Origin of the sequence: Bifidobacterium margollesii (genome assembly GCF_002860355.1) — a bacterium.
Classification (GTDB): domain Bacteria; phylum Actinomycetota; class Actinomycetes; order Actinomycetales; family Bifidobacteriaceae; genus Galliscardovia; species Galliscardovia margollesii.
Window position 1 is genome coordinate 23,785 of sequence record NZ_NMWU01000024.1, and the last position, 18,692, is coordinate 42,476.

15 protein-coding genes are annotated in these 18,692 nt (G+C 61.8%); 8 read left to right on the top strand and 7 right to left on the bottom strand.

All coding sequences use genetic code 11. From position 1 onward, the window contains the following. Positions 1-124 precede the first annotated feature (124 nt). A complete protein-coding gene (locus tag Uis1B_RS06945; RefSeq protein WP_101616850.1) occupies positions 125-1,024 on the top strand; it encodes an ABC transporter ATP-binding protein in 900 nt (299 codons plus the stop codon). Further along, a complete protein-coding gene (locus Uis1B_RS06950; protein ID WP_101616852.1) occupies positions 1,021-1,854 on the top strand; it encodes a metal ABC transporter permease in 834 nt (277 codons plus the stop codon). Before Uis1B_RS06945 ends, Uis1B_RS06950 begins: the two co-directional genes overlap by 4 nt. Before the next feature lie 43 nt (positions 1,855-1,897). Here Uis1B_RS06950 and Uis1B_RS06955 read toward each other — a convergent pair whose 3' ends face one another. Together Uis1B_RS06955 and Uis1B_RS06960 are read right to left on the bottom strand one after the other, a co-directional pair. Continuing rightward, positions 1,898-2,413 carry a 2-C-methyl-D-erythritol 2,4-cyclodiphosphate synthase gene (locus Uis1B_RS06955; protein WP_101616952.1) on the bottom strand — a complete coding sequence of 172 codons (516 nt, stop codon included), beginning with the start codon at positions 2,411-2,413 and terminating at the stop codon, positions 1,898-1,900. Positions 2,414-2,430: 17 nt separating this feature from the next. Beyond that, on the bottom strand, positions 2,431-3,048 hold the full coding sequence (locus tag Uis1B_RS06960) for a CarD family transcriptional regulator (protein WP_101616854.1): 618 nt from the start codon (positions 3,046-3,048) through the stop codon (positions 2,431-2,433). 243 nt (positions 3,049-3,291) lie between these two features. Between Uis1B_RS06960 and glgB the strand changes: the two genes are divergently transcribed. The 3 genes from glgB to Uis1B_RS06975 all read left to right on the top strand — a co-directional run bounded on the left by glgB (position 3,292) and on the right by Uis1B_RS06975 (position 7,573). After that, positions 3,292-5,544, top strand: a complete 2,253-nt coding sequence (gene glgB, locus Uis1B_RS06965) for a 1,4-alpha-glucan branching protein GlgB (protein ID WP_243390294.1) — start codon at positions 3,292-3,294, stop codon at positions 5,542-5,544. A 171-nt stretch (positions 5,545-5,715) separates the two neighbouring features. Further along, positions 5,716-6,426, top strand: a complete 711-nt coding sequence (locus Uis1B_RS06970; protein WP_423734871.1) for a response regulator transcription factor — start codon at positions 5,716-5,718, stop codon at positions 6,424-6,426. Between the two features lie 94 nt (positions 6,427-6,520). Continuing rightward, complete coding sequence (locus Uis1B_RS06975) at positions 6,521-7,573, top strand: sensor histidine kinase (protein ID WP_101616954.1); 1,053 nt, start codon at positions 6,521-6,523, stop codon at positions 7,571-7,573. On the opposite strand, the gene Uis1B_RS12040 is transcribed toward Uis1B_RS06975, so the two are convergent. Together Uis1B_RS12040 and Uis1B_RS06985 are read right to left on the bottom strand one after the other, a co-directional pair. Continuing rightward, entirely contained in the window at positions 7,534-8,130 is a 597-nt protein-coding gene (locus tag Uis1B_RS12040; protein WP_165782780.1) for a ComF family protein, read from the bottom strand. The genes Uis1B_RS06975 and Uis1B_RS12040 overlap by 40 nt on opposite strands. Positions 8,131-8,304: 174 nt before the next feature. Beyond that, a complete protein-coding gene (locus Uis1B_RS06985; RefSeq protein ID WP_101616862.1) occupies positions 8,305-9,120 on the bottom strand; it encodes an HAD-IIB family hydrolase in 816 nt (271 codons plus the stop codon). Between the two features lie 270 nt (positions 9,121-9,390). Here Uis1B_RS06985 and Uis1B_RS06990 point away from each other — a divergent pair, with 270 nt between their 5' ends. Continuing rightward, entirely contained in the window at positions 9,391-9,765 is a 375-nt protein-coding gene (locus Uis1B_RS06990; protein ID WP_243390305.1) for a metallopeptidase family protein, read from the top strand. Between the two features lie 76 nt (positions 9,766-9,841). On the opposite strand, the gene Uis1B_RS06995 is transcribed toward Uis1B_RS06990, so the two are convergent. Genes Uis1B_RS06995 through Uis1B_RS07005 form a run of 3 tightly spaced genes read right to left on the bottom strand, consistent with a single transcriptional unit; the run spans position 9,842 to position 14,992 of the window. Next, a complete protein-coding gene (locus Uis1B_RS06995) occupies positions 9,842-11,431 on the bottom strand; it encodes a DUF5719 family protein (RefSeq protein WP_133124876.1) in 1,590 nt (529 codons plus the stop codon). Next, on the bottom strand, positions 11,428-14,592 hold the full coding sequence (locus tag Uis1B_RS07000) for a glycosyltransferase family 2 protein (RefSeq protein ID WP_165782781.1): 3,165 nt from the start codon (positions 14,590-14,592) through the stop codon (positions 11,428-11,430). Before Uis1B_RS07000 ends, Uis1B_RS06995 begins: the two co-directional genes overlap by 4 nt. Positions 14,593-14,644: 52 nt before the next feature. Further along, positions 14,645-14,992: a WhiB family transcriptional regulator gene (locus Uis1B_RS07005; protein WP_101616871.1), complete on the bottom strand. Its 348-nt coding sequence runs from the start codon at positions 14,990-14,992 to the stop codon at positions 14,645-14,647. Between the two features lie 709 nt (positions 14,993-15,701). On the opposite strand from Uis1B_RS07005, the gene Uis1B_RS07010 reads away from it, so the two are divergent. After that, positions 15,702-16,601: an LCP family protein gene (locus Uis1B_RS07010; RefSeq protein ID WP_243390295.1), complete on the top strand. Its 900-nt coding sequence runs from the start codon at positions 15,702-15,704 to the stop codon at positions 16,599-16,601. Between the two features lie 274 nt (positions 16,602-16,875). After that, a complete protein-coding gene (locus Uis1B_RS07015; protein ID WP_101616956.1) occupies positions 16,876-18,684 on the top strand; it encodes an FtsK/SpoIIIE domain-containing protein in 1,809 nt (602 codons plus the stop codon). The last annotated feature ends 8 nt before the right edge of the window (positions 18,685-18,692 follow it).

Below are 18,692 nucleotides of genomic sequence, written 5' to 3' on the forward strand. Positions count from 1 at the left end.
TCACGGCTCCCGCAGCCGGACCACATATGGGTGCGGGACACGTCGAGGGTGCGGACCGACGGAAAATTGATTACTATTCTCATTTAGTTCCATTGAATCCGCATCCTATGACTGGAGCACATCCATGACGACATCCGCGAATGAGCCGGCGAGCGTCACGCTCCATGACGCCGAAGTGCGTCGTGGCGGTCGAACCATCTGGTCCCACGGCAACTTCTCCATCCCCCTCGGCACGGTAACCGCCGTGGTGGGCACCAACGGCACGGGAAAGACCACCCTGCTCGACGCCGAACTCGGACTCATCCCCACGTCGCACGGCAGCATCACCGTGCTCGGCCGCCCCGCCGGCCAGAGCAACGCACAGATCGGCTACGTGCCCCAAAGCTACACCTCCGGGCTCGATTCGAACATCACCGCCCGCCAATCGGTGCTGCTGGGACTCACCGGCACGAGGTTCGGCCTGCACCGCGTCACGAAGACCGAACGGGACCGAGTAACGAAGGTCCTGGAGTTCGTCGGTCTTGACGACAAGGCCGACTACCGGCTCAACGAACTCTCCGGAGGACTCCGACAGCGGGCCGCCATCGCGCAGGCGCTGGTGGGAGAACCGAGACTGCTGCTGCTCGACGAGCCTCTGGCCAATCTCGACATCGCCAGCCAGCGCTCGATGGTGGAGCTGCTGGCGCGTATGAACCATGAATGGCGGATGAGCATACAGGTCGTCTCCCACGACCTCAACATGCTGCTGCCGATCCTCACCGGCGCCATCTATCTGCTGGACGGGCATCCGCACTACTCCCCGATGAGCTCGGTGCTGGATTCGAATCTGCTGACCCACCTGTATGGCACGCGAGTCGAGGTGGTGACCACCCCGCAGGGAGACATGTTCGTCACACCGAACCGACGCCTCGAACCAAGCGGCAGATCCCAGGACACGCACGACGTGCACGAGGCCGCGGCGTTCCATTCACACGACCAGCTCCACTCCCCCGAACACATGCAGCATGAGGAGACGCAACGATGAACGTACAATTCGCCTTCGATCCCGAATGGCTATCGGTGCTCACCGCCCCGTTCATGACCAACGCCATCGAGGCGGGCCTGCTGATCTCCATCGCCGCGGGCATCATGGGATACTTCACCATCACCCGCCATTCCACGTTCGCGGCGCACGCCCTGGCCCACATCGGCCTGCCGGGAGCCACCGGCGCGGTGCTGCTCGGTCTGCCCGTATCCCTGGGACTTGGCGCGTTCGCGCTGGGCGGCGCGCTGATCATCGGCGCATTGGGCAAGAAGGTCTCCGAACGGGAGATCGCAACCGGCACGGTTCTGGCGTTCGCCACGGGTCTGGGCCTGTTCTTCGCGCGCCTTTCCTCCAGCGCATCCCAGCAGATGCAGTCGATCCTGTTCGGCTCCATCCTCACCATCACCCCCGGTCAGATCATCGGCTTCGCCGTGTTCGACGCATTGCTGCTGGTGGTGCTGGCGATCGTATACCGGCCGCTGTTGTTCAGTTCGCTGGATGAGCAGGTGGCCCGCGCGAAGGGTGTTCCGATCACCCTGATGAACGTGCTGTTCATGGCGATCATGGCCGGAGTGATCACCGTGGCCGTCCCGGCGGTGGGAACCCTGTTGATCTTCGCATTGGTGGTCACGCCCGCGGCCACGGCATCGATGATCACCAGATCGCCGTTCGCCGCGATCGTGGCAAGCTGTCTGCTGTGCCTGATCAGCATCTGGGGAGGTCTGCTGATCTCATCGATGTTCCCCACACCCCCGAGCTTCGTGATCGTCACGCTCAGCACACTGATGTGGGCCGTTGCCCGCATCGCCACGTCGAAGCGGAATCGCTGACGAAACCGACGCCTGCTGCGCGCCAGCGTCTGCACGCCGACGCCTATACGCGGTGCGCGGCCGGCATGCACAGCGCGCTGGCGATGGCGGCCACCCCTTCGCCGGTGCCGGTGAACCCCATGCCGTCCGTCGTGGTGGCGGTGATCGACACCGTCGCCCCCAAAGCCCGGCTCATCGCCGTCGAAGCCTCGCCTCGATGGACGCTCACCCGCGGAGCATTGCCCACCACCGCCACCGACGCACTGACGATGGACCATCCTCTCGCCGTGACGTATTCGCGCAGTATGCGCAGCATCTCATCGCCATGAAGACCGGCCCCGGCAGAATCGGAACCGACGCCGAACAGCGTACCGATGTCTCCGAGCCCACAGGCCGACATCACGGCATCGATCACCGCATGCGCGGCGACATCACCGTCGGAATCGCCGTCGAGTCCGCGAAATCCGCGGGCCTCATCCTCCGGCCACCGCATGCACGCCAGCCAAAACTCCCGATCCGAACAGGCATCCGCGAACCGATGGGCGTCAAACCCCTGCCCCACACTGATCCCGGATGCCATGCCTTCGCTCACGCCCCTCACTTCTTGCGGGACGCCTTCTTCTTCTCCTTGGCTGCCTTGGCCTCCGCCTCGATGCGGTTCAGCGTCTCGCTGGCGGCCTCCTTGGGGGCCTTGGTGTGATGCTTCTCATCGCCGGGACGGGGATCCGCATACCCCAGATTCACGTCGAGCAGACGCTGGGTCTCCTCCTCGCTCAGCTTTTCGCTCAGCGAAATCTCCGAAACGAGGATGTTGCGCGCCTTGGTGAGCATGCGCTTCTCTCCGGCGGAAAGACCATGCTCGTCGTCGTCGCGCTGGGCAAGGTCACGCACGACCTCGGCGACCTTGTTCACATCGCCGGTCGCGATCTTCTCGACATTGAGCTTGTATCGACGGGACCAGTTGGTCTTCTCCTCCACGATCGGAGTGCGAAGAATCTCGAATACCTTGGAGACCGCCTTGGCGTCCACGATGTCACGGACACCGACCTTCTGCACGTTCTCGGCGGGAATCTGAATGACGAGTCCGTCCGACGAAAGCACGGACAGCTTGAGGTAGGTGCGCTTCACACCGCCCATCTCACGCTCGGTGATCTCCTCTACGCGAGCCGCGCCGTGACGCGGATAGACAACGGTATCGCCAACCTGATAAGTCATGAAAGAAGCCCCTCCAACGATAGAAAAAGACAACTTATATTTGCACATGGGACGGACATCGCCGCGCATCGGCAATCGGACCGGACGCCGGCCGAACGCCGACCGTGAAACCCCCGACCGACGATGCGCGCGACCGCGACGCGCACACGGCCACGTTGCGACACACGATGAAATTGCGGGATTTGTCCACACTTCGGCACGCCGTTCAACGATTCCGCGCGTTCGATACGTAAACTCATGAGTATGGCTATTACAACAGAGAAGAGCATCCCCCAGCCGATCAGCGTCGATCACTCCACATTGGATGCCGTAAGCAATGGCGTTTACTACGACCCCCACACCATTCTCGGCGGGCATCTCCACCCAGCCCCGGACGACGGCTTCGTCACCGTCCGGGTGCTCAAGCCGCTCGCCAGAACGGTGACCATCATCACCCCTGACGGATCGTTCTCATCACAGCATGAATGGAACGGCATATTCACCTCCGTCATTCCGGCCGCGCAGACCGAATCCGGCCCTGCCGTGCCGTCGTATCGCGTGCTCACCGAGTACAAGGACGGCAAGGAGGTGCTTGAGGACGATCCCTACCGCTACCTGCCCACCGTGGGAGAGATGGACATGTACCTCTTCGGCGAGGGACGGCACGAACGCCTCTGGGAGGTTCTGGGCGCACGCGTGCGCACCTACGACGACGTGATGGGAGAGCCCGACGGATCTTCGCCGAACACCATCAGCGGCACCTCGTTCGCCGTGTGGGCCCCCAACGCGCGCGCTGTACGCGTCGTGGGTGATTTCAATTCGTGGGGTGGCCGCCAGCACGCCATGCGCGAACTCGGCTCCTCCGGCATCTGGGAGATCTTCATCCCGGGCGTCGGCGACGGACAGCGATACAAGTACGAGATCCTCAACGCCAACGGCGAGTGGAAGCAGAAGGCCGACCCCATGGAACGCCTGCACCAGATCCCGCCGGAGACCGCCTCCATCGTGGTGGACTCCAAGCATGAATGGCGTGACGGGCAGTGGATGGATCACCGTCGTTCCACCGACCCCCATGCGGGACCGATCAGCATCTACGAGGTTCATGCCGGCAGCTGGAAGATCGGCATGGACTACCGCAAACTGGCCGATGAACTCGTGCCGTACGTCAAGAAGATGGGCTTCACCCATGTGGAGTTCATGCCTCTGGCCGAGCATCCCTTCACCGGATCATGGGGATACCAAGTCACCGGATACTACGCCCCGCAGTCACGACTGGGCAATCCCGACGATCTCAAGACGCTCATCGACGCCTTCCATCAGGCAGGCATCGGCGTGATCGTGGACTGGGTGCCCGCCCACTTCCCCAAGGATGACTTCGCGTTGGCCCGGTTCGACGGCACCCCGCTGTACGAGGATCCCGATCCGTTGCGCGGCGAGCACCCTGATTGGGGCACTTATGTGTTCAATTTCGGGCGCAACGAGGTGCGCAACTTCCTCGTGGCCAACGCCTGCTACTGGCTCGACGAATTCCATGTGGACGGTCTGCGCGTCGACGCGGTCTCCTCGATGCTGTATCTCGACTACAGCCGCGAGAACGGCCAGTGGAGGCCGAACAAGTACGGCGGCCGCGAGAACCTCGAAGCCATCGAATTCCTCAAGGAGGCCACCTCCACCGCCTACGGCCGATACCCCGGCATCATGATGATCGCCGAGGAATCCACCGCATGGCCGGGGGTCACCGCCCCCACCGACGGCGGCGGTCTGGGCTTCGGGCTCAAGTGGAACATGGGCTGGATGCACGACACCCTCGAATACCTGCATGAAACGCCCATCAACCGCAAGTGGCATCATGGCGAGATAACCTTCTCGATGATGTACGCCTATTCGGAACATTATGTGCTGCCCATCAGCCACGACGAGGTCGTGTACGGCAAGGGGGCGCTGTTCGGCAAGATGCCCGGCGACGACTGGCAGCGATATGCCGGAGTGCGCAACCTGTTCGCCTATCAGTGGAGCCATCCCGGCAAGAAACTCACCTTCATGGGCAACGAGATCGCGCAGTACGGCGAATGGAACTACAACTCATCGGTCGATTGGGACGCCCTGAACTGGCCGGACCATCAGGGAGTGCAGAAACTCGTGCAGGATCTCAATGCCGTGTATCGCGAGAACCCCGCGCTGTGGAGTCTGGACTTCGATCCCGCCGGATTCCAGTGGCTCACCAGCGACGACGCCGATCACAACGTGCTGGCCTACATGCGTCTGGACAAGGAGGGCAACCCGATCGTCGTGGTGGTCAACTTCTCCGGCTGCGCCTGGCAGGACTATCAGGTGCCGTTGCCCTCGGGCGGCAGGTGGACCGAGATCCTCAACACCGACGCCGAGGAATACGGCGGTTCGGGCATCGCCAACACCAACATCGTGGCCGAGGAGGTCGAATATCACTCCCGCCCGTATTCGGTGAAGATCACCGTACCGGCTCTGGCTGCCGTCTACCTCAAGCCCGAGGAGAAGTAGGGTGGTTTGCAGTCGCCTCGGTAGTGGACGCAGGTGATTGCGCCGGTGATTGAATGACCGATATGACGTAAGGCCCCGGACCATTCCGGGGCCTTACGTATGATGGATGGGATATTCGGGATTATCGAATTACTGACGATTGGACAAAAGGCATATATCGGTATGAACAGCATGGAATCAAGGACCGCACAGCGTACGATTCTCGTCGTCGAGGACGAGCCCACACTTGCCACCGCCATCGCCCAGCGGCTCACCGCGGAGGGATGGAACGTCAGGGTGGCCGGAGACGGTGCCAGTGCCGTACAGGCCGCAGCCCAGCTCAAGCCCGATCTGGTGATCATGGACATCATGCTTCCCGTGATGGATGGGCTTGAGGCCACCAAGCGAATCGTGGCCGCGCGGCCGGTTCCGGTGATGATCCTCACCGCTCGCGACGACGAGGCCGACAAGGTCATCGGATTGGGTGCCGGAGCCGACGACTACATGACCAAGCCGTTCTCCATGCGAGAGCTCATCGCCCGATGCAAGGCGCTGCTGCGCCGCGTGGAACGGGCGAAGGTGATCGCCAAGAATTCCGAGAACGAGAAGATCCTCGATTTCGGAACGCTGGTGATCGACCCCGCACAGCGCATCGTGACGTTGGACGGCACGGAAGTGCATCTGACCCCCACCGAGTTCGACCTGCTGGCCACGCTGGCACGACGTCCCAAATCCGTGCTTACCCGGGAGAAACTGCTCGAAGAGGTGTGGGATTGGGTGGACGCCTCCGGCACCCGTACCGTGGACTCCCATGTCAAGGCGCTTCGGCACAAGCTTGGTCCGGAGCTGATTCGCACCGTCCACGGTGTCGGATACGCGTTCGAGCCGCCGGAATCCAAGTGACATGCAACCTTCCAAGCAAACAGGCAAGCAGCGCAAGACCGGATCGTCGAAATCGAAAACCGTCTCCGACGCCATCGCCCGGCAGCATCAGGCGATGAAGGCACGCCGTCCCATCGGCATGTTCTCCTCGCTGAAGGCGGAGCTGAGCGTGCTGATCGTACTGGCATCGTCCATAGCATTCATTCTGGCCTGGCAGTTCCTCAAATGGGGCTGGAGCGGTTGGCTTGCGATGCCGCTGTCGATGATCGTGGCCCTGAGCTTCACCTACCTGTTCTCCCATGGCCTCACGGCGCCGTTGCGGCAGATGCGCGACGCGGCCAAGGCCATGGCAGACGGCGACTACACCGTACGGGTGAAGACCGCCACCGATTCCCGCGATGAGATCGGGCAGCTGGCGCGCTCGTTCAACGAAATGGCCGAGGAGCTCGAACACGCCGATCAGATGCGCAGGGACATGGTAGCCAACGTGAGCCATGAACTACGCACCCCCGTTTCCGCGCTGCAGGCACTGGTGGAGAACATGGCGGACGGCGTGGTGGAACCCACTCCGGCGAATCTCGAAGGCATTCTGGACCAGACCCACAAGCTTTCCGACCTGATCGCCTTCCTGCTCGATATGTCACGGGTGGAGGCGGGTGCCGCCAGTCTGGAAATCGAGATCTTCGATTTCGGCGAGTTCATCGATGACACCGTCAAACCGTTGGAGATCGCCGACGGAGGTCACGCCCACGACATCCATCTTCAGGTGCCGGAGCATCTGCGCATGGAGGGAGATCCCAACCGACTTCGCCAGCTGTTCACGAACATCATCGCCAACGCGCTCAAGCACTCCCCCGACGGCACTTCGGTGCTGATCGAGACCCATGAGGACGAGACCAACGGCACGGTGGTGACCAATGTGGTGAACTATGGCTCTCAAATCCCCGAAGAGGCCCGAAGCCTGATCTTCCGACGCTACGTGAAGGGCGCCGGACGCCCAGGCACCGGATCAGGAGGCACCGGTCTGGGACTTTCCATCGCCCGATGGGCGGCCGGACTGCATGGCGGCACCGTCAAGGTGGTGCCAGATGACCGCGGAGCCAATTTCGAGATCACTCTGCCCAAATATCACATCACCGAGGACGAGCGGACGGCATCCGGCACCTGAGCCAGCACGAATGCCGTGATCACGGGAAGATGCGCCTCGCGAAGCGCCTTCGCGCACTGTCTGAGCGTCGATCCCGTCGTGGCGATGTCGTCGACCAGAACCACCGGATACATCTGGCGCGCGTTTCCGCCGTCCGGTATGAGCCGGGGCTGCACCATAATATGATCGGCGAGTCTTGCTGATCGTTCCACGGCACCGCGTTGCTGCACGGATTTGGATCGAACACCCGTGATGGACAGGATGGAGTCGGCTTCGGCCCGGACTCCCTGAGCGGTGAGGCAACGGGCGACGGATACCGCCAATGGCAGGGTATGCCGCCGGCCTCGGCTTCTCATCGATGTCGGTGACGATGGTACGGGAACCACCAGCACATGATCGTATCGGCTTAGTTTTCGCCCCACACCGCTTTCGCGCACGCACCGTTCCAAGACGAAGCACAGGTCGCCGGTGATCTCCTCATCACCATGATCCTTCCATTGCAGAATCGCCCGCCGGACCGATCCCCGGTATTCGCCGCAGGCATAGACGCACCCCGCCGAGAACAAGGATCCCGGCATCCTGCGCGTCATGCATAGCGAAAATCCCCGCCGGCAGGAGGAGCATAGTCTTTCATCCGGCTTGTCGCATCCGGCGCAACCCCTTGGAAGCAGAACGTCATGAATCTCGCGAACCAGCGAAATCAGCGGACCTGTGCTGCCCGTCGGAGGATACGCGAAGCCGTTCATGATCCATCACCCAACAGTCATGGCGTCGAGCATTCCGCGGATCATCGCCAGCGTGTCGTCAGGGCCATTGACGCGCACTGCGAACGCTCCCGCCACCGCGGTCGGATAATCGTTGCCGTCGGGGTCCATCCGATCACCCACGAACCCGATCCTCTCCACGGGAACGTCGAGCAACTGGGAAAGACGACGAATGGCATAGGACTTGTCGATCCCCTTGGCCACCACGTCCACGCTGGTGGAACCGCCGGAGCGAACCGTCAACTGAGGCAGATCACGGGCCACCGCGGCGGCAAGAGCGTTCTTCTTCCTGCGATCCGGATCCCATGCCTCCTTGGCCGCGGGGGTTGCCATCTGTCCGAGCGCCGAAAACGTGATCTGACTGCCTCGATCCTCGATGCGTTCTCCGCTGACCTGATCATCATCCAGCCACAACCCCATCTCCTTGGCGTGCCGGGTCAACGATTCGATGGCAGCCCGACGATCGTCGGGATCGAGATCATGAGCATACCGGCACCGCCATTCGCGTCCGTCCCACGCATAGTATCGGGTGCCGCTGGTGGGCATCAGATGCAGGTTCTCCCTCTCCGCCATGTCACCGATCCTCGCGATGATCTGGCGCTCGAACAGTCCATACTTGCCTCCGGACACCACCGCGCACGGCATCCTGTGCGTGAGGGAGGAGAACGCCTTCGCCATCTCGTCGGTCATGGGCTGCTTGGAAACCGCCAGAGTGGTATCAAGATCGAATCCAATGGCATCGATCCGCGCGATCAGATCCCGATAGTCCACGGAATCCCACCGATGAATGATGACCTGATCCATCCCATAACTCCTTATGCCGCACACGAACTGTCCTTGCATTATCGCACACCCCACGGCATATGCCGCCGTGGATAGGCGGTATTTCACGGACGTATCCGCCGATGTTCCATGACACGCTGCACCGTATGCCGAAACCGTGTCATCGCCTCGGTTAGGCTGGATCATATGACCCGTGAATCATCCGAATCATCCGAATCGAATCTCATCTTCTCCAAGCCGACCGTGCTTCCCTGGGAGCGCAAGGTGTATCGGAACAAGCATGGACGCGGGATGCGTCAAGCCACGTTCGGCATCAGACTGCCACGATATCGTACACGATCCGGAGCCTTCGACGGCATGGTGGTGGCGCAGCTGAAGCGACTCAACGGCGCCTGGCCGGAACTGCTGAAGGACGTGCAGTGCGCAGTTGAGGACGTTCCCGCTTCATCACCGGTTTCATGGGAGACTCGCAGGGTCATGCTTTCGCAGAGCTTTCCGGCCAATCATGGCATTCCCGCACGAATCGTGCTCTACCGCAAACCGATCGAACAGCGTGCGAGGGATCGCATCGACATGCAGTTCATCATCCGCGACGAGATCGTCGCACGGCTGGCCGATCTGAGCGGCAAGCATCCCGAGGACATCGATCCCGATTGGGGATTCTGACCGAAGATCCCGCGGGAGTCGTCCTGCCATCCGCGGCCGGTATCCGGTTATTGGCTCGTACCGGTTATTGCACGACTTACTGCACGACGGTAAGCGAGTGTTCGGTACGCACGGTGGCTTGTACGGGCATCAGGCTGGTCGGCTCAAGAAAGGCGATTCCCCTCACCTTTGCCCGATCCACATCCGAAACATGGACCAAACCTCCCCATGCCACCTGACGGCTGTCACCGGTCATCGTCATGGCCACGATGCCGGATGCCACGTCGCCGGGCTGCAGCCAGATTCCGGATCGGGCGGGTACCGAAAGATCCTTCCGCCCGGCACGGGATCCGTCCTCCTTGTATCCGATCAGGCTGACCTTGGCATCCTTTTCGCCGGTATTGACCAGATTCAACGTGGTCTTCACCCCCTGGGGCAGAACAATGGCTCCGATCCGGGTCACGGTGACTCCGTTGATCAGGGAGAAATCGGACTGGCCATCGCCGCTGCCGCTCAGATCGCAGATGGCCGCGGCCTGAATGGCGTTCTTCGATTCAGCCATCACACCGACGGTGTTCGCCGGCACCTTGCCCAAAGCGACACGACTGACCGTATCGGCCTTGATCGTCACCTGCTTCGCCTGCTTCAGCCCTGCTCGGGTAATCCAGAACAGGGTGACGTCGCCGGACGATCCGGCATACATATCGATGGTGGCGTTCGCACCGGACTGCATGCCGGGCAGCACGACACGATCGGCGGCCTCGGCCAATGGGGTGGCGAAATCCGAACCTTTCGGCGTCAAACCATCCATATGCACGACTCTGACCACTGCGGACACCGCGGTCGTCTCACTGCTGATCGAAACGTAGACGGCCTGCTGATCAGGCACCGCAGCGGAAAGGTTCACCACCGTTTCGGATCGACCGGCCACGGTGACCGTACTGTCGGTGGCCAATGCAATGGGTTCGCCGTTCTTCGCACCCCATGCGGTGATCTTCACCGAAGTGGATTTGTCCGACGGATTGGCCAATACCATCTGCTGGGTCCATCCCGTCCGGGTGTCGGGCAGCAGGAACGACTGGGACAGCTGCGGTGAGACGCAACGTGTAGCCGAGACTCCCTGCAGGTCGCCTTCGGTGGCCCACGACACGGTGGAGGCCGCCGATCCCGATCCGGAGCTCATGTCAAGCATCCGAGTGGTCTGCAGCAGCGATTGGTCCGTATCGTCGGTACCGTGAACGAACGCCTTGGTCGTATCGGTGAGATCCACCGACTTCGTCTTCTGCGCATGACTGCCATCAAGCCTTGCGATGTCCGAATCGTAGACGGATCCGAATGCGGCGAACAGCGATCGGCCGGTGTTGTTGCCTTCCGACACCTGATATTCGGAATCACCGTAGGATCCGGTATCGGCCAATCTCATACGCGCCGGACAGTACGATTGCAACACGGTCTGCCCGACCTTGACGGACCTGGTGCCGGTGACTGCCCCCCGATCGGTGGCATCGGGCAGAACGTCGGTGCCCAGAACCGCGAATGCCAGAACAAGAATGATGATGGTGACCGCGGATACGGTGATCTTGCCCACCGAGCGGAAACGAGAACCGCCGTTGCGACGGTTGCGACGGGAGGTGCCGCCGACCTCGGACGATTCGACTGCCTTATCCATGCTCATGTTCCCACTCATGCTCTCACCTCGTATCGGCGCAGTCGCGGAAAGGCGACGATGCAGTACAGGATGATCACGACCGTCATGCAGATCATCCATGCCCTGCGCCAAGGACTCTCCAGCGCCTGCCGCTGCGACGAGATGTCGATGCCCTGATCGTTGGTGTCGGCGACGGTCAATCTCACATAGGTTCCGGAATCGTTGCTGACCACGCTCTGGGTGCCGCTGCTGGCAAGAATGTTGGCGATCAGCGTGCTGGTGGCGGAATCCTCAGCATACGGTATGTAGATTCCACCGAAGCCTAGCTTCACCAAGGTAGCGACGGCTTCGTCATCACTATTGAGCAGAAGACGCGCGCTGCTTTCGGCGATGCTCCGCTCCCCCTGATCCATCGGTTCGTTGGTGCGCAGGATGTTCACGGCGGGCGAACTGTCGATCAGATCACCTTGCGCGGTACGCATCGCTGAGTAGTCGACCGCAGTGGACGATCGTGCCCTGAGCGCAAGGATGCGATGCCGCGGATTGGAGTCGAGGAAGTCCTGGGCGATCAGCGGTAGTTCCACATGCTCAGAGGAAAGACGCTCGCCCTGCTGGGCGCGGATACCGCACAGGGAACCCCAGACCGCCACGCATGACACGAGCAGCACCACCAATATGGACCGGGCGACGATGATCACGTTGCGACGAGCGTAATGCCGATGATGCCGATGTTCGATCCTCGCCGTCGTATCGCCCGGCGTTCTTCTGATCAGAGGACTGAACGGACGGGCCGCACGGCCGGCCACCACGCAGACGCACGACAGCAGACCGAGCATCATGAACGCAACGCCGGGCAGCAACGTACCGGCGATCGCCTCCGTGGTTCCCGGGGAGATCGACACGCGGGACGCGACCACCGCCACCGTGGCGCCGGAGACGACGATGACCCACATCATGCGGGAGACGCGAAGCGCGAACGGCAGGAACAGCGCCACCAGCGCCAGAACGAGGATCACGACAAGGCTCGCCGCCAGCATCCAATGGTCGAAGCCATGCGCGCCGATCCCCGGAACGGATTGCATGACCGATGACGGCCACAGGCCGATGGCACGGTTCAGCACATCGAACAGATTCGCCGAGGAGACGACGCCGTTCACGGTCTCGTCGGGAATCATGACGTCACTGAACAGCTGCCGATAGGAGCCATCGGTTGGATTCATGACGACGTTGATCAGGGTCGGGGCCAGCAGGAACGCCCCGGGAACGGGAATCAGCAGGAGCATCACGCGGTGGGCCCGCACAAGGATCATGAACGCGACGAACACCACCAGCAACGGCACGACGAGCTGGGGTTCGCACGCACAGACCACGCCAAGACACAGCGATGACAGCGCTGCCGACTGTATGGAGGCTCGGGGCGAGACGACATCCTCCGTTTGGTACATGCCGACGGCACGGAAGACGAACGCCATGCCCGCGGGCAGGAACACCATGACGACGAGCATCGGAAGATTGCCATACGAATACAGTCCCATCAGGCCGCCCAGCGTGCACCACAGCAGACCGCAGACCACACGAACCGGATTGGATCGGGTGAATATGCCCGCCAGAGCCCAGAACGACAGCGCCGACAGCGGCGCGGCAAGGAAAACGATCAGAGCCACGGCGTACGCGACATGACCGGCCGTGACGGTCGATGCGACGAGCAGCACCAGCAGGAACGGAGCAGGAGGCGCCCACGCGCCGAGTCCGTTGCCGTAGGTGTACAGACTCGTGGCCGATTCGAACAGCTGACGGAACGAAGCGGCCGAAGGAGCCAATATCGCGGAGTGAAGACCCTGGCCGGAGATCGCAGCCCGAACGATCGGGAAGTTCACCGCCAGACCCGCCGCGAACGCCACCGCCATCATGACGAGCGACCAAAGAAGGCGGCGTCTGCGCTGCACACGCAGATGCTCGACCGCCAACGGGCTGAGCAACGGAACATCCTTGGCGTTGGCGAAGGCATGCCCGCGTTCGCGCCATCGGGTGATCTGATCCCTGCCTGCGACCAGCACCGACAGCTGCCTTAGCGAGGTCTTCGTCTGCCTGGCCACCTTGCGTCGCGCGCCCAGCGCCGAGGGGAACCAGAACAGCATCCGCCACGGAGCGCCAAGCTCGCACGCGGCTTCATACGGACGCTTCCCGGCAAGCATGGAGAAGAACAGCACCACGGATACCACCACACGCCACAGCCATACCGGCAGCCAAAACACCCCGCAGATATCGGTGAATCGGTATCGTTCCCGGGCATCCACGACCGAAGCATAGCTCTTCACCGGCCCCGAATCCTCTTCGACGGAATGTCCAGCGCGGGTTCGGATCCCCTCGAACCTTGCACGCCGATGCGCAATGGCACTGTGGGGAACCACCACCACCCTGCCACCGGAAAGACACACCCTGCGACAGAAATCGGCAGACTCCCCGAAGGTTCCCATGGCCGTCGTGGTTCCATCCAACTGCCTCCAGACCTCCAACGAGACCAGGCAGCCGGCCAGATCGACCATGAACACATCCTGACGGGAATCATACTGTTCCTGATCAGGCTCACCGTCCACCACCAGAGAGGCGACGCCGTGACCGGGCGCCGCATAGTACCCGACATCATGCAGACCATCCCCGGACCATTCAAGCTGCTTGCAGCCGAGCACCGATGCGGTCGGCGTATTGCGCCATGACTCCAGCAGATTCTCCAGGCAACGCGCACCCGCGGGCCGCGAATCATCATGCAGCAGCCAGAGCGCACGGGTGCGGGCAGGCGGATTCACCTGCTCGAGCGCATGACGGACGCAATCGCCGAACGACATGGCCCCCTTGGTCCGCACAACCTGAACGTCGATCCGATTCGTCGCATCCGACCCCATGCGGAACCAATCGTCCCTCCCGACGACCGCGGACCCCGGCAGCTCGATCACGGCATGCACCGGGGATTGGGTCGCGTCGGTGCAGTCGGCCACCACAACGATGCCCGGCACCACGGTCTGATCCAATACCGCCGACAACGTGGCGGAGAAGAACCTGAGATCATCCTCGACGCCGATCACCGCAACCACGGTCGGATCCACCGTCTGCCCCGAGGACATCCGATGAGCACGAACCGCGTCGGAAACCACGTCCTGTACGTTCTGGGTCTCGTTCATGACAGGTATAACGGAATTCATCCTCTCCACTGTAAGACAACAACGGCGGTCACGCCCCATCGGCGCGGCTCCTCTACGCCTGTTCTTTACCATGCTCCTTCTTGTAGCGTCGGCGTTCGCGTTCGCTCATGCCGCCCCAGATGCCGAATCTCTCGTCATGCTCGATGGCCCACTGCAGACACTGCTCGCGTACTTCGCACCGGGCGCACACCTTCTTCGCCTCTCTGGTGGATCCGCCCTTCTCGGGGAAGAACGCCTCGGGATCGGTCTGCGCGCACAAGGCCTTGTGCTGCCAGGAAAGATCCTCATCGGGCTCGAACAGCCCCCAGAGCTCCAGCAGGGCCTCGCCCTTGCTGCGTGGATGTTCCTCGTCGGAGGCCTTTCTGCTTTCGATTCGGGAATCGTCGAACACTCCCCACATGTCGCAGCCTCCCAAATGCCTAGAAACCATAGTCCGAGCAACTAATCTTGCTAAATTACACACTTGTCATTCAATATTTGTCAAGTCTCTTGGGTGTCGCTACCGCATTTTCGAGACGGCAGTGATAAAGTTCCCTCTTCGCCACGGCTACCGACCGCATCCTCCCGCGGGGATGCGCAAAACTGTGCTGTTACTGAGAAGGAATCGACGGTTCCACCACCGTCGACGGGAAAATGCGTCATAGTCTACTGAAGCAACGATCGAACAGACCTAAGACTTAAGGAGGGGCAACATGGCTCAGGAGCCTCTTGACAACATGTCAGGGAGCAATCCACCGAGTTTCATACCCTCAGGCGCACCACGCCGCAGGCCCTCATCGCAGGACGCTCCGCAGTCCTTCCAGCCGAAGAGCACGCATCGCACCTCCGGGGGCGCCCGGCAGTCCGCACCGCAATCGTCCTCATTGCCGCCGAGCTTCTCACCCATCGCGGCGAATCATTCCCCGTCCCCCGCTCCACGAACGGCGGGAGGCCGTCATCATGCCGCAGGCGGAGCCGATGCCGCTCATACCGGCATCACATACCGAACGTCTTCGAACAATTCCCCCGCAAAACCCCTTCACGGACGGAACGCCGGTACGGCGGCGACGTCACTCGCCAGGCATCGGAGGCATCCGCGCAATCGACTGCTCACCGCTCTCGCGGTCATCGTGGTCGTAGCGCTGCTGCTTGCTTTCGGTCTGATCAGTTGGGCCAACGGACAGCTCAACCACAAGACCATGCTGACTTCGGCCGCGAACACGCCCGCCTCGACATGGCTGATCCTCGGTTCGGACCAGCGAGACGGCACATCGGGCACCGGATCGTCCAAGGATATTCCGGGTTCCCGGACCGATTCCATTCTGGTACTGACCAAGCCGAAGACCGGCCATAGCTCGCTGATCTCGATCCCTCGAGACTCGTTCGTGAACATCAACGGGCAGGATATGAAGATCAACGCCGTGGCCTCGCAGGTCGGCTATAAGGCGCTCACCGGGCAGGTCGAGAGCATCACCGGCATGAAAATCGACCATGTGGTTCAGGTCGGCTTCGGCGGCGTGGAGAAGGTGGTCGACGCGATCGGCGGGGTGGAGCTGTGCTACGACAGCACCGTCAACGACGTGCTTTCCGGTTTGAATTGGAAGGCGGGATGCCATCAGGCCAACGGCGCCACAGCTCTGGCGTTCTCCCGCATGAGGTATTCCGATCCCACCGGTGACATCGGTCGAGCGAAGCGGCAGCGTCAGGTGTTGTCCGCCGTCGCCAAGAAGGCGACGTCGCCGCAGGTGCTGCTCAACCCCATGACGACGAAGAAGCTGGCCGAGGCCGGTCTGTCATCCCTGACCGTCGACGAGAAGTCCGGTGCCTTCGACCTCGCGCAGATGGCCCTGGCCTTCAAGTCCGCCTCCGGCGATTCGGGCGTGACGGGTTCGTTGTACTACACGGACATCGATTATCGACCCGCATCGGGCATCGGTTCATGCATTCTGCTTGACGGAGCGCGCAACACCGAACTGTTCAAGCAGCTGCAAAGCGGCACGCACGATCCCGGCACGGTCGGAGGGCTGTGACGCTAACGGGTCGGCGGCGGCGTTCACGGTAAGTCATGGCAAATACGGTAAGTCATGGCAAATTGTGGATAGTCGTTGCTTCGACCACATTGTCCGTTTCGGATTGATTTCATCGGCCTGTCCACTGCATGCTCGATCCATGACCAGATGCGAATCATCACGGCGAGTCCGGAGCAATCGACGCGGCGCAAAAGGATCGGCTTCGACCGATCACGAACGGCGTCGGATCCGTCTACCGCGAGATGTCAACGGTTCCTCGCTGTTCGTGATCTCCATGATCGCGCCGGCGATGGGTCAGGTGATGCTGCTGGCCATGCTGATGTCCGAAGGACGCTGGATGTTCGCATGGCTCATCGTTCCCGGAATCATCGGCTGCGCAGCCTCTGCACTGGCCATGATGCTGTCGCAAAGGCGCGCGTCCAGGGATTCTCATAATCCAGGCGGCACGGGGAGCGACGGCCCCTCAAACGAGGTCGGCACCGCCACTGCCTTCCCCGCCGTTGATCTGCCCTCCGTCAGTCTTGATGCCCTGCTGGATCTGGAATCGCGGAACCCGGCCGATCTATGGCGTCTCATCTCACGTCAATGGCATGCGGCAGGGGAATCCTCGACCCTCCGACAATCATCGTCGTCGATCAGTGCCGTCGTCGGCATGGGCGAACGGGGCCGTTACCGCATCGACCTGTCACGGTCCGGCCCTCATGCGCTGGTTGCGGGCACAACCGGTTCGGGGAAATCAGTGCTGCTGGAAACCTGGTGCCTATCGCTGGCATGCCGCATGTCTCCAGACATGCTGAACTTCGTGTTCCTGGATTTCAAGGGAGGCTCATCGTTCCGCATTCTCCACCGACTGCCGCACACCGTCGGATTCGTTTCCGACCTCGACATCTCGCACGCCGTCCGCGCACTTCGCGCCATCGAGGCGGAACTCAAACGTCGGGAGCATCTGGCGGCTGACCATCACGCGGCATCGATCAGCGAGCTCGACTCCCCTCCGCCTCGTCTGATGGTGGTGATCGATGAATTCCATGCGTTGCGGAACCAGCTGCCGGATTACATCGACCGGCTGGTCTCACTGGCCGCTCTGGGACGTTCACTGGGCATGCATCTGGTGGTCTGCACGCAGAATCCGATGGGTCAAGTCACCACCGACATGAAAGCGAACATCGGACTGAACATCTGCCTGCGGGTGAGGGATTCCCTGCAATCGACGGAATTGATCGGAGATCAGCGAGCCGCACTGATCAGTTCTCAAAAGCCCGGACTGGCCTATGCCTTCGACGGCGACGATTGTCTGGCCTTCCGCTGCGCGGTCCCGGAATCGTCGCAGGCTCTGGTGACCGGATGCCTTCGGGCCGCGCGCTTCATGGGAATCGAACCGATCGCACCCCTGTTTTCCGCACCGCTGCCACGAACCATCCCTCCCGATCATCCACTGCTGCGCGACGCGGTTCCGGAGCTGAACCACCCCCGGGGAACCGGAGATCATATCCCGCGAACCATTACGATCGGCCTGGAGGACACCGGCGTTCGGCTGCGCCCCTGCCGATTGCCATTGGATCAGGGCAACATCGCCATTGTGGGGTCCGACGGCAGAGGCAAAAGCACCCTGCTCGCAGTCATTGCCAAAAGTCTCGCGAAGCGGTCGAACATCGACATCATCGTCACCCGACGTACGGAATCCGATCGTCATGATCTCTCCCTTCCCACCGACCAGACGGCATGCGGACGGATATGGCTGGCGGATGACGCCGATGCCTTGCTCGACCCGATGAGTGCGGACGCTTTGGGACAACGATTCCGGGCGGCGCTGCATGATCCTCGGTGTCTGGTGGTCTTCACGCTCGCCTCATCCCGATACCTGCGGTTCCCCGAACATTGCGGAGTGCGTCTGATCTTCCCCACTGGAGATCGTGCGATCGACATGATGGCCGGCATACCGTCGTCGCTGCTTTCGGGACTGACCGACGCGGATGTTTCCACGGCCGGGCGATTCGTGATGCTCGCCCGGGGTCATTCCGCCGTCATTCAGTGCATTCAGGGTGATCCGAAAGACGATCCGATAGGACAAACCGGCATCTAAAAGCGTAA